This window comes from Herbaspirillum chlorophenolicum (genome assembly GCF_001189955.1).
Lineage (GTDB): Bacteria > Pseudomonadota > Gammaproteobacteria > Burkholderiales > Burkholderiaceae_D > Herbaspirillum > Herbaspirillum chlorophenolicum.
Genome location: NZ_LFLT01000010.1, coordinates 92,494 through 104,692, shown reverse-complemented (window position 1 = coordinate 104,692; position 12,199 = coordinate 92,494). Strand labels below are relative to the sequence as shown.

Sequence of the window (12,199 nt, the reverse complement as noted above, 5' to 3'; positions counted from 1 at the left end):
CGCCGGCCTTGGCGCCATTGGCCCGGACTCAATGCGGCCCATCGCTGCTGATTCTCAAAAAATATGCGAGTAAATCTCATTTTCACGAACACACTGCCATCATTGAACAATGCGTATGCCTGTGAAAAATCTCTCTACGGACAAACCGACCAAAGGATGCCTGCGCCGGCCTCAAGGGTCTGCCGAAATCCGGCAATCCCTTTATGATGTTGCCAGTGCGCCTCATCCGCCATTTCTGCGATGGGGCAGGTTCAAAAGGCAAAGCCACGGAGACCCTCATGAAAATTGCCATCCTCGACGACTACCAGGACGCCGTTCGCCACCTCGATTGCTTCCGCATGCTCGACGGCCACGACGTCAAGGTATTCAACAACAGCGTACGCGGCACGGGGCAACTGGCGGCGCGGCTGGCGCCCTTCGATGCGCTGGTGCTGATCCGTGAACGCACTTCGCTGAACAAGATGCTGCTGGAGAAACTGCCGCTGCTGAAACTGATTTCGCAAACCGGCAAGGTCAGCGGCCATGTCGATGTGGCTGCGGCCACCGAACGCGGCATCGCCATCGTTGAAGGCGTGGGCGACCCCACCGCACCGGCCGAACTGACATGGGCGCTGATCATGGCCGCCATGCGCCGCGTGCCGCAATATTGCCTCGCCTTGCGCGCCGGCGCCTGGCAGCAGGTGTCGGCCACGCCTCACCACAATACGATCGGCAGTGCCTTGAAAGGCCGCACGCTGGGCATCTGGGGCTACGGCAAGATCGGCCGCATGGTGGCCGGCTACGGCCGCGCCTTCGGCATGAAGGTGGTGATCTGGGGGCGCGATGCCAGCCGCGAACAGGCCGAAAAGGATGGATACGGCATCGCGGCCAGCAAGGAAGAATTTTTCAGCCAGGCCGATGTGCTGTCGCTGCACCTGCGCCTGAACGATGCCACGCGCGGCGCCGTCAAGGCGGCCGACCTGGCGCTGATGAAACCGACCGCCTGCTTCGTCAACACCAGCCGCGCCGAGCTGGTCGAGGCAAACGCGCTGGAAGCCGCATTGAACCAGGGCCACCCCGGCCTGGCCGCACTCGATGTGTATGAACAGGAACCGCTGCCGGTGGACTCGCCGTTACTGAAGATGGATAACGTGGTGGCGGCGCCCCACCTGGGCTACGTGGAAAAGGATGGCTACGAGCTGTACTTCCGCGCGGCCTTCCAGAACATCCTGGACTATGCCGCAGGCACACCCAAGAACGTACTCAATCCTGAGGCTCTGGGGTAATGCGGTAAGTAGTACGCACGGGCGGGTCGTACCGCAGCAGCGGCGACTTGCCCGATGTCCGCCATATATGCCGCCAGTCAGGCGGCCACGGCAGCGGCGGCCCGGCATATTCAGGCACGTTGCGGCGGATCGGGATGACCGGCAAGTGCTCCGGTATGTTGCCGTTGTCATGCCAGCCCAGGCTGAACGCATAATCGGGCAGCAGCGTGGCGCATACCATCTCGAACCAGTTGCTGTGTTCTTCGTCATTGCCCAGCGCTTGCGCCAGGCCTTGCGGGTCGAACTGCGCCAGCAGGTGCGCCAAGTCTTCCGGCGTTGCGCTGGGCGTATCGCCCCACCCCATCACCGGATTGAAATTGTAGTCGGCCCCCGAGCCGTACCAGCCTTCGCGCCAAGGCCGCTCTATCCATTGCCTCGGTCCGGTAAACAAGTGCCAGCGCCAATGCAGCCCGGAAGGCTTGGGCCAGCTGTACAGATAGAGCCGCTGATAACCGGTACGGTGCAACTCGCGCACCATTGCCATCAGCCGCGCATGCGGCATGCGATCCGGCGGAGCGCGGCGAAACAGGATCGGTGCGCCGTCCGCATGCTGGACCTCGTCGGACGACAGGTTGAGATCGAGCGTACGCACCTCGCTGCCAAAGCGCGCAGAAATCCAGCCCGTCAGCAAATTGACGGACACGATCACGCCATAACCGCGATGGCGATGAAAGATGACGGTGCCGGGCGCCAGTGGTTTCATATCAGTTTCATTATAAGGCTCATTTCCTGATGGGTTTCCCCACTACATCAGCGCCTCGTTCAAGTGACAAGTTGACATCGAAAATCCTGCCGCACACGTGACGCCTCTTCACACATGCCGCAAGGCAATAACGCTGAAGAACGATATAAATAATTCTCCACGTACAAGACAAATCCCGTGAACCGTTACCGGTTGGCACTGCGGGCGCATTGGCACGCAATTTGCAGATCCTCCTGTGCACAACACAAAAAAACAAACAACAGATGTCGGAAGATCCAACATCGCGGTTCGTTGGTCTTGCGGCGCTACCAGAGGGGCTCGACAACCATGCCAAATGCCACGGCCATACAGACGGAAACGTTTTTGCCTTACATGCGCGACGTCGCCAAATGCGAACAGTCGCTCCAGGAACTGAACCTGATGTGGCGCGTCATCGAAGCCTCGGCCAAGATGAACTGCCCCACGGAAGCCAAGACCATCCTCCCCACCATGGCCGCCACCCGCTCGGGATTTTCCCGGCTGGAACGCGAACTGGTGAGCAGCCTGGTGGAAGAAAAAGTACGCAACGTACTGGCCGAAATCGGCACCAAGGCGCAATACGTGATCGACATCGTGGTACGCAACCTGTTTGAGCGCACCGCCGACGTCGGCTTCCTGGCCACCGATCGCGAGCTGTGCAATTTCGTCGCCGGCATCACCGATTCGGCCGAGGCCGCACGCTATCGCCTGCGCGAGTACCGCAACAAATACACGGTATACGACGAAATCATCCTGACCGACACGGACGGCAACGTACTGGTGCAGATCGACCCGGCCACACCGCTGGAGCACACTGCCGATCCCTTGATCCAGCAGACGCTGGAATCCGAAACCTACGTCGAGACCTTCCGCGCGACCGACCTGCGCCCGTCCAAAGATCGTGCATTAATCTATTCGCGCCGCATGCACCATCCCCAAACTGGTGCGGTGATCGGCGTGCTATGCCTGTGTTTCCATTTTGAAGAAGAGATGGCCGGCATCTTCTGCGCACACCGCGATCCGGAAGCGCGCGCCAACATGCTGCTGCTGGACGGCGACAACCGCGTGATTTCAAGCGCCGACGCATTATGGATTCCACCCGGCACCGAAGTACCCGTCAACACCACCGGCCAGGCGCGCCTGATGATGTTTTGCGGCCGCGAATACCTGGTGCGTACCTTCGCCTCCGAAGGCTACCAGGGCTATCCGGGACCGGTGGGCTGGCAGGGGCAAGTCATGATTCCGGTCGAAGTCGCCTTTTCCGGCATCGTCAGCGACGTGCTCTCGCGCCTGTCGCCGGAGCTGGCGGAGGGCCTGCTGTCGCACGCGCATTCGTTCTGCCCGCCGTTGTACGACATCATGACCGCAGCCAAGACCATCCAGCGCATCGTCTGGAACGGCCAGGTGATGACCGCCGGCCAGCGCGGCGAAATGCTCAAGCTCAAGACCATCCTCGACCAGATCAGCGAAACCGGCAACCGCAGCAACGAGCTGTTCGCGCAGTCGATCCACGACCTGTACCAGACCGTGCTGTCGTCCAGCATGCGCGATGCGGAGTTCACGACCAGCCTGCTGGTCGACCTGCTCGACCGCAACCTCTACGAACGCTCGGACGACTGCCGCTGGTGGGCGCTCACGCCGGAGCTGCGCGCGGCGCTGGCGCAGCCGGCAATCGACGAAGCCACCACCGCCAGGCTGGCCGAGATCCTCGCCTACATCAACGGGCTGTACACGGTCTACACCCGCCTGTTCATCTATGACCGCAACGGCCGCATCATCGCCAGCACCGGCGACGATCTCGATAGCGTGGTCGGCAGCAGCATCGATGAAGCCACGCTGGCGCAGGTGGCCTCGCTGCGCAACCAGCAGCACTACCATGTCAGCGCCTTCGGCCCCAGCGCCTTGTACGGAGGGCAGGACACTTACATCTACCATGCGGCCGTGCGGGCACTGGACAATGATGACGAAGTGGTGGGCGGCATCGGCATCGTGTTCGACTCCGCGCCGGAGTTCCACAACATGCTGCGCGCAGGGCTGGCCGGCAAGGAAAAGATGAGCGCGTTCTACGTCAACCGCAGCGGGCGCATCCTCTCCAGCACCGACGATAGCCGCCCGGTAGGCAGCACGCTGGACATCGATCTCGCCATGCTGCAGCTGGCCAATGGCGAATGCAGCTCCGGCGTCACCTCGCATGACGGCCAATACGCCATCGTGGCGTGCAGCGCCTCCAACGGTTATCGCGAATTCAAGGTCAGCGACGGCTACAAGGAAGACGTGATCTCGGTGGTGTTCCAATGCTTTGGCGCGACCAACCAAGGCAGCCAGCAAAGCGCGTCCAGCGAATTCCTGCTGGAGAGCGGTGCCACGTCGTCGGAAGACCTGGAATACGCCACCTTCTTTTCCGACAACAGCCTGTTCGCCATCTCGGCGGCCAACGTGATGGAAGCCGTGCCGTTCTCCTCCGTACTGCCGACCTCGATGGGCAACCGCACCGAGCAGGTCGGCGTGCTCGGCCTGAACCACGACGACCAGCACAAGGAATTCGTCTGGGTATTCGACCTCGGCCACCTGATCCGCGGCACACGCTCGGCGGTGACCAGCAGCAGCCAGGTGATGATCGTGCGCCACGGTGCGCACACCATCGGCTTGCTGGTCGACGAGTTGCATGCCGTACCGCAGTTCAGCCCGGCGCAAATCACCCACACGCCGCTGGCCATGCAGGGCGACTCCATGCTGGTATCGCAGGTGATCAAGGCCAATGGCGGCAAGCTGCTGATCCAGGCCATCGAGGTCGAACGGCTGTTCGCCTACGTGATCGACGGCACCATTCCGCTGCCGCCGCCGGCACAGGAACTGGATGCATCTACTCAGGCCATGCCGGGGGAAAGGCAACTCATGGCGGCATAAGCCGCGACAAGTCTCGGGAGGGGGAGCGAAGGCGCCGTCCGTGTAAGATAACGGGCGGCGCCTTTTTTACTTCTGACAGGACAACCATGAGCCTACGCATCATCGCCACCGGCGGTACCTTCGACAAGCATTACGACGAGATCGCAGGACAGCTCGATTTCGGCGCCAGCCACCTGCCGCAAGTTATTTCCCGCGCGCGCATCACCGCCGAAGTGGCCCTGGAAGAATTGCCGCTGCTGGACTCGCTGGAAATGCAGGACGCGGATCGCCAGCGCATCCTCGCCAGTTGCCGCGATTCGTCCCAACGCGCCATCGTCATCGTGCACGGCACCGACACCATGCAACTGACTGCCCAAGTATTGGGCCAGGCGCAACTGGACAAGGCCATCGTGCTGACCGGCGCCATGATTCCCTACGAAATAGCCAACTCCGACGCACTCTTCAACTTCGGCTTTGCCTGCGGCGTGGCCCAGGTGCTGCAGCCCGGCGTCTATGTCGCCATGAACGGCCAGGTCTTCGCCTGGGACAAGGTGGCGAAGAACCGCAGCGCCGGCGTGTTCGAACAAACCCAATGAACCAAATGAACGGTGCGCCGTTCAGGCGCTCCCATGCATGCGCGCCCACTCGCGGCAGAATTCCAGCAATGCCGCCAGGCTGGGCGACGGCGCCCGGTGGCTGCTGACCACCATGTAGAAATGCCGGCGCAAGATCGGCAACGGCGTCGCCAATTCCACCAGCTTCCCCGATTCGATCAGGTCCTCCACCACCGCGCGCGACAGGCAACTGATGCCCAGGCCTTCGGCAGTGGCGCGCTTGATCGCTTCCGAATTGCCGAACTCGAATGAGGAAGGCAGGTAGTGCAGGTAGGGAATCAATGCATGCTCGACCGCTTCACGCGTGCCGGAACCCGCTTCGCGCAACAGCCAGTCGGCCTCGCGCAGCATCTTGAAACTGATCTTGCGGCCGCCGGCGACGATGGGATGATGCGGCGCGGCCACCACGATCAGCTCGTCAGTCATCCAGGGCTCCACGCTGACATCGCTGGCGTGGCACGGCCCTTCGATCAGCCCCGCATCGACGTCGAAATTGACCACCGCGTCGACGATGTCCGCCGTATTGGCCACCAGCGCACGCACGCGCGCTCCGGCGTGGAGCTTGCGGTAGGCCGCGATCATGGCCGGCAGCATGTAGCTGCCGATGGTGGTGGATGCGCCGATGTGCAGTTCGCTGCCGGAAGCCGGATCGGCGAACTGGCGCTCGATGGTGTGCGCCGCATCCAGCATGTGGCGCGCCTGAGGCAACAACAGCCGGCCGCTGTCGTTCAATACCAGGCGCTTGCCGACGCGGTCGAACAGTTGCACTCCGAGCAGGCTCTCCAATTCATTGAGCGAAGCACTGGCGGCCGACTGCGACAGCGCAACCAGCTCGGCCGCGGCCGTGGTGGAGCCGGACTGCGCCACCGCCAGGAAAATTTGCAGCTGCCTCAGGGTAATTTTCATGATTGCACCGATTGCGGTTGGCCTTGAATTAACCAGATAAACAGGTTGATATTAACAAAATAACGCGTTTTTCTTTTATATCGCCGGAGCGTAAAGTCCACCCATCATCAAAAACATCCAGGCAGAGAGCGAAATGCGTACCGCAAGCCATCTCCAAACCCTCCCGCCGGTCCTGCCCGGCCTCGCCCTGTCGGCCGCCGTGGCCTGGGCCGCCATGCACCTGGGCGATGTCGCCTGGCTGCAAGAGCATGGCTTTTCGGCGCTGACTGTCGCCATCGTGCTGGGGATCGTGCTGGGCAACACCCTTTACCCGCGCATCGCAGCGCCTTGCGGCGATGGCGTGCGCTTTTCCAAGCAAACCCTGCTGCGCGCCGGCATCATCCTCTACGGTTTCCGCCTGACGCTGCAGGACATCTCCCATGTCGGCCTGGCCGGCGTAGCAATCAACGCCGCCATGCTGCTGTCCACCTTCGGCCTGGCCTGGCTGGCGGGTGTGAAACTGCTGAAGCTGGACCGCGACGCGGCCTTGCTGATCGGCGCCGGCAGTTCGATCTGCGGCGCGGCTGCGGTGATGGCGACCGAGCCGGTGCTGCGCGCCCGCAGCGAACAGGTGACGGTGGCGGTATCGACCGTGGTCATCTTCGGTTCGCTGGCGATCTTCCTCTATCCGCTGCTCTACACCCTGCAGAGCGAACCGGCATGGGGCGCACGCTTGCCCGACTTCGGCATCTACATCGGCTCCACCGTGCATGAAGTGGCGCAAGTGCTGGCCGCCGCCCGCTCGATCGACCAGCACACCGCCGACACCGCGGTCATCACCAAGATGGTCCGGGTGATGATGCTGGCGCCGTTCCTGCTGATGCTGTCGATGAAGGCCGGCCCGTCTTCTTCCGGCCAACGCGGCAAGCTGTCCATCCCCTGGTTCGCATTCGCCTTCATCGGCGTGGTGGTGTTCAACTCGGTCATGCCGCTGCCCGCTGCCGTGGCCCAGCTGGTGCTGCAGGCCGATACGCTGCTCCTGGCGATGGCAATGGCCGCACTGGGCCTGACCACCCACCTGTCGGCGATCCGCAATGCGGGGATGAAGCCGATGATCCTGGGCGCCATATTGTTCGCCTGGCTGGTGATCGGAGGCGCGCTGGTCAATGGTGCGCTGGGCCGCCTGCTGGCCTGAACCGCAAGCCAAATGAAAAAGCGCGGGCCATTTTCCGGCCCGCGCTTTTTTTGTCTGCCGCTGCCGGCATGAAACCTCGCCTCAGTGCAAGGCGCCACGCAGCGTCAGTTCGCGAATGATGCGAATGGTGTCGATATCGGCCGCTTCATAGGCCGAACGGCGGAATTGGTTATAGAAGGCTTCGGCGCCGTCTTCGTCCTCGGGATGGCCGTCGTCGTATTCAAAACGCACGAACAACAAGCCGGCCTGCGGCTCTTCGATGGTCATGCTCATGCGTGAAGGCGGGATGTCGCCCTGGGCCGGCACTTCATAGAGCACCTGGATCTGCGGCAGGTAGGTCACGCGGTCATGGATCACCAGGTCGCCATAGCGCAGCTCGCGGCGCACGTTGTCCATGCTCTTGTCGGTCAGGCGGCAATCGTCCAGGTGCGGCATGAACAGCTTGGGCGCCTCGGCGCGCATGACCAGCCCGCGCCACAACTGCTCGCGCATCAGGGGATCGATCAGCGGGTTGAGCGGATCGTTGATCTGGATGAGATGGTTGAATTTCATGGCTCTGCTAATAATTTTCCGTTTACCGGTTTGCGGCATTGTCCCACATCGGGCGCAAACATCGCGACTGATACAATGGCGCGTTCTCCTGCCACCACCCCGCCCACCACGATCCGTATGTCCGCCCCCTCCTTCGGCCTGAACAAGCCTCAAAGCGAAGCTGTCCACTACATGACCGGGCCCTGCCTGGTGCTGGCCGGCGCCGGGTCGGGCAAGACGCGCGTGATCACGCAGAAGATCGCCCACTTGATCGAGAACTGCGGCTACGAATCCAAAAACATCGCAGCGCTGACCTTCACCAACAAGGCCGCGCTGGAAATGCAGGAACGCATCGCCAAGCTGCTCAAGGATCCCAAGCAGGCCAAGCACCTGACGGTCTCGACCTTCCACTCGCTGGGCGTGAAGATACTGCGGCAGGAGTCCCAGCATCTGGGGTTGAAGGACCGCTTTTCAATCATGGACAGCGATGATTGTTTTGCCCTGGTGCAAGAACTGGCAGTCACCACCGACAAGGCCATCATCCGCGGCATCCAGAACAGCATCTCGCTGTGGAAGAACGGCCTGGTCGATCCCGAGATCGCACTGAAAAACGCGCGCACCGAAGACGAGGCACAGGCAGCGCGCATCTTCCGCAGCTACGTCGCCACGCTCAAGGCCTACCAGGCGGTCGACTTCGACGACCTGATCCGCCTGCCGGTGGAACTGTTCCAGGCCAACGAACAAGTGCGCGACCGCTGGCAGCGCAAGCTGCGCTACCTGCTCATCGACGAATACCAGGACACCAACACCTGCCAGTACGAACTGGTGAAGCTGATGGTCACCGGCGTCGGCAAGAAACCGATGTTTACCGCCGTGGGCGACGACGACCAGGCCATCTATGCCTGGCGCGGCGCCACCATCGAGAACCTGAAGCTGCTGGGCGTGGATTTCCCCAATCTTCACCTGATCAAGCTGGAGCAAAATTACCGCTCCAGCACGCGCATCCTGCAGGCGGCCAACTCGGTCATCTCCAACAACCCCAAGCTGTTCGACAAGACCCTGTGGTCCGAACACGGCCTGGGCGACCCGATCAGCGTCATGGCCATGGACGACGAGGAAGCCGAGGCCGACCAGGTGGCGATCTCGCTGTCGGCGCATCGCTTCGAGCGCCACGCCAAGTTTTCCGATTACGCCATCCTGTACCGCGGCAACCACCAGGCGCGCATCTTCGAAAAGGCGCTGCGGCGCGAACGCATTCCCTACGTGATGTCGGGCGGCCAGAGCTACTTCGACCGCGCCGAGATCAAGGACATCATTGCCTACCTGCGCCTGATCGCCAACCAGGACGACGACCCGGCCTTCATCCGCGCAGTCACCACGCCGCGCCGCGGCGTCGGCCAAGCCACGCTGGAAGTGCTGGGCACGCTGGCCGGCCAATGGCAATGCTCGCTGTTCGAAGCGGTCTACAAGGGCGGCCTGGAAGACAAGCTGACCGACCGCCAGTTGCTGCCGCTGCGCAAGTTCTGCGACTTCATCAATGCGATGGAGCCGCGCGCCACCCGGCCCGGCCCCTCCGGCAGCGGCGAGAATGCCGCCAAGGTGCTGGACGACATGATGGAGGCCATCAACTATGAGTTCTACCTCTACGACTCCTTCGAAGAGCGCGCCGCCCAGGCCAGGTGGCAGAACGTGCTGGACTTCACCAACTGGCTCAAGGAACGCGCCTGCGGCGGACGCGACCGCGACGGCGAGGAAAAGAACCTGCTCGAAATCACGCAAATGGTAGCGCTGATGAGCATGCTTGAAGGCAAGGACGAGGAACAGGACGCGGTGCGCATGTCCACCCTGCACGCCTCCAAGGGCCTGGAGTTTCCGCACGTGTTCCTGGTCGGCGTGGAAGAAGGCATCCTGCCGCACAAGGGCGACCCCGACACCCCGCCCGAGGAAGCCGCCGCACGGGTGGAGGAAGAACGCCGCCTGATGTACGTGGGCATCACGCGCGCGCAACGCTCGCTGCACCTGTCCTGGTGCAAACGCCGCAAGCGCGCCAAGGAAATCATCGAGTGCCAGATCTCGCGTTTCGTGAAGGAGATGCGTCTGGACGAAGGCGAAGCAGTACCCCAGGAATCGGAAAAAATCACACCGCAGGCGCGCCTGGCCAACCTCAAAGCATTGCTGGCCAAACCGCGGCCCACGCCGGACCCGATCTGAGCGTGCTTTGCACAAGGGTTTCCCGACACACAACATTTACGCGCGCAGAACCGGAAAAACGTGGCTTTCAGGGCAAGGATCGATGCTTTTTGCCTGTAATTGCCCATCGCGGGTGCTGTCGCGGTTTACAATCTCGCCTGCAAAAAAATCCGGACGTTTCCTTTTGGCAAAAAGATAACGCCCGGCACATACCGACATTCGAATAAGGTTTTGAAGATGAACAACATGTTTTTCCGCCGTGCACGCGCGCTGGCGCTGACCGCCGGCTTCATCGGCATGCTGGGACTGGCCGCTTGCGGCAAGCAAGAAGACAAGGCCGCCGCGCCGCAAGCGTCGGCCCAGCCGCGCGTCTACCTGGTCGGCGTGGAATCGGCCTATGCGCCGTTCTCATCGGAAAACGAGCAGAAGACCGTGGTCGGCTTCGACATCGACGTGATGAAGGTACTGGCCAAGAAGATCGGCATCGAAGTGAAGTTCGTGCCGACCCCGTTCGAAAGCATCTTCAACTCCCTGGCCCAGGGCGACCTCGACCTGCTGATCTCGGCCATCACCATCACCGACGAGCGCAAGAAGTCGGTCAATTTTTCCGAGCCTTACTTCGTGGCGACCCAGGCCATCGCCGTCCTGGCCAATGACACCAAGGTCACCAAGATGGACGACCTGAAAACGCTGACCGTAGGCACCCAGAGCGGCACCTCCGGCGACGAGCTGGTACAGCAGGTGCTGGGCAAGAACAGCGCCAAGATCAAGCGCTTCGAATCGACCCCGCTGGCGTTGAAGGAACTGGAAAGCGGCGGCGTCGATGCGGTCGTGGCCGACGAGCCGGTGGTGAAGAACTACATCGCCAACAACCCCAACAGCAAGCTGCGCACCGTCAACGATCCCACCTTCCCGAAGGAAGACTATGGCATCGCCGTACGCCGCGATGACCCGGAACTGCTGGCCAAGGTCAACAAGGCCCTGGCCGAGATGAAGGCCGATGGCAGCTTCGCCGCCATCAGCACCCAGTATTTCGGCAAGTAAGCAAGGCATGACCCGGCGACGGCGGCGGCATGCCGCCGTCGTGTTTTTCTGACCCACCAATCGAGTCCGACATGGATTTCCGCTGGAGCATCATCCAAGGCTACGCGCCACTGTTCGCCAAGGGCGTCCTGATGACGCTGCAGGTGTCGCTGATCAGTATCGTGATCGGCACCCTGATCGGCCTCATGGTGGGCATGCTGCGCCTGTCGGAAGTCCGCCACGGCGGCTGGAAGTGGCCGCTGAAGCTGGGTCGCTGGATCGCCGGTTTCTACGTCGCCTTCTTCCGCGGCACTCCGCTGTTCGTGCAGATCATGCTGATCCACTTCGCGGTGATGCCGGTGCTGGTGCACCAGGAACACGGACTGATCATTTCCGGGGACCTGGCGCGCGTGATCAAGCAGGACTACGGCGCCTTCCTGTCGGGCACGGTGGCGCTCTCGCTCAATGCCGGCGCCTATATCTCCGAAATCTTCCGCGCCGGCATCCAGTCCATCGAACGCGGCCAGTCCTACGCCGCCGCCAGCCTGGGCATGAACTACGGGCTGACCATGCGCTACGTGGTGCTGCCGCAGGCGTTCCGCCGCATGCTGCCGCCGCTGGGCAACGAAGCCATCACCCTGCTCAAGGATTCCTCGCTGGTCTCGGCCATCGGCCTGGCCGAGCTGGCCTATGCCGCCCGTACCGTGGCCGGCACCTATGCGCGCTATTGGGAACCCTATATCACCATTTCCGTGATCTACTTCGCCATGACCATTTGCCTGGCGCTGGTGGTCGCCCGCCTGGAACACAAGTACAGCGCCCCCCACCGCCGCTGACCGGCCAACCGGCG

10 protein-coding genes are annotated in these 12,199 nt (G+C 62.2%); 7 read left to right on the top strand and 3 right to left on the bottom strand.

The window, feature by feature from the left end:
- The first annotated feature begins 278 nt into the window (after positions 1-278).
- Complete coding sequence (locus AKL28_RS08965) at positions 279-1,265, top strand: D-2-hydroxyacid dehydrogenase family protein (RefSeq protein WP_050467778.1); 987 nt, start codon at positions 279-281, stop codon at positions 1,263-1,265.
- Here AKL28_RS08965 and AKL28_RS08960 read toward each other — a convergent pair.
- The gene (locus tag AKL28_RS08960; protein WP_050467777.1) at positions 1,243-2,007 is read right to left on the bottom strand and encodes a hypothetical protein; all 765 of its coding nucleotides are present in this window, start codon (positions 2,005-2,007) and stop codon (positions 1,243-1,245) included. The two genes, AKL28_RS08965 and AKL28_RS08960, sit on opposite strands and share 23 nt — an antisense overlap.
- A gap of 327 nt (positions 2,008-2,334) precedes the next feature.
- Between AKL28_RS08960 and AKL28_RS08955 the strand changes: the two genes are divergently transcribed.
- Together AKL28_RS08955 and AKL28_RS08950 are read left to right on the top strand one after the other, a co-directional pair.
- On the top strand, positions 2,335-4,932 hold the full coding sequence (locus AKL28_RS08955) for a chemotaxis protein CheW (RefSeq protein ID WP_050467776.1): 2,598 nt from the start codon (positions 2,335-2,337) through the stop codon (positions 4,930-4,932).
- Between the two features lie 86 nt (positions 4,933-5,018).
- A complete protein-coding gene (locus AKL28_RS08950) occupies positions 5,019-5,507 on the top strand; it encodes an asparaginase domain-containing protein (RefSeq protein WP_050467775.1) in 489 nt (162 codons plus the stop codon).
- A gap of 21 nt (positions 5,508-5,528) precedes the next feature.
- Here the strand turns inward: AKL28_RS08950 and AKL28_RS08945 are convergent, their stop codons facing one another.
- Positions 5,529-6,431 (bottom strand): LysR family transcriptional regulator, encoded by a 903-nt coding sequence (locus AKL28_RS08945; protein WP_050467774.1) that lies wholly within the window; start codon positions 6,429-6,431, stop codon positions 5,529-5,531.
- Positions 6,432-6,564: 133 nt separating this feature from the next.
- Between AKL28_RS08945 and AKL28_RS08940 the strand changes: the two genes are divergently transcribed.
- Positions 6,565-7,605 (top strand): YeiH family protein, encoded by a 1,041-nt coding sequence (locus AKL28_RS08940; RefSeq protein ID WP_050467773.1) that lies wholly within the window; start codon positions 6,565-6,567, stop codon positions 7,603-7,605.
- An 81-nt stretch (positions 7,606-7,686) separates the two neighbouring features.
- Here AKL28_RS08940 and AKL28_RS08935 read toward each other — a convergent pair whose 3' ends face one another.
- The gene (locus AKL28_RS08935; protein WP_050467772.1) at positions 7,687-8,157 is read right to left on the bottom strand and encodes an SRPBCC family protein; all 471 of its coding nucleotides are present in this window, start codon (positions 8,155-8,157) and stop codon (positions 7,687-7,689) included.
- Between the two features lie 117 nt (positions 8,158-8,274).
- Here AKL28_RS08935 and AKL28_RS08930 point away from each other — a divergent pair, with 117 nt between their 5' ends.
- The 3 genes from AKL28_RS08930 to AKL28_RS08920 all read left to right on the top strand — a co-directional run bounded on the left by AKL28_RS08930 (position 8,275) and on the right by AKL28_RS08920 (position 12,185).
- Complete coding sequence (locus tag AKL28_RS08930) at positions 8,275-10,347, top strand: UvrD-helicase domain-containing protein (RefSeq protein WP_050467818.1); 2,073 nt, start codon at positions 8,275-8,277, stop codon at positions 10,345-10,347.
- A gap of 216 nt (positions 10,348-10,563) precedes the next feature.
- Complete coding sequence (locus AKL28_RS08925) at positions 10,564-11,370, top strand: basic amino acid ABC transporter substrate-binding protein (RefSeq protein WP_050467771.1); 807 nt, start codon at positions 10,564-10,566, stop codon at positions 11,368-11,370.
- A 71-nt stretch (positions 11,371-11,441) separates the two neighbouring features.
- Entirely contained in the window at positions 11,442-12,185 is a 744-nt protein-coding gene (locus AKL28_RS08920; RefSeq protein ID WP_050467770.1) for an amino acid ABC transporter permease, read from the top strand.
- The last annotated feature ends 14 nt before the right edge of the window (positions 12,186-12,199 follow it).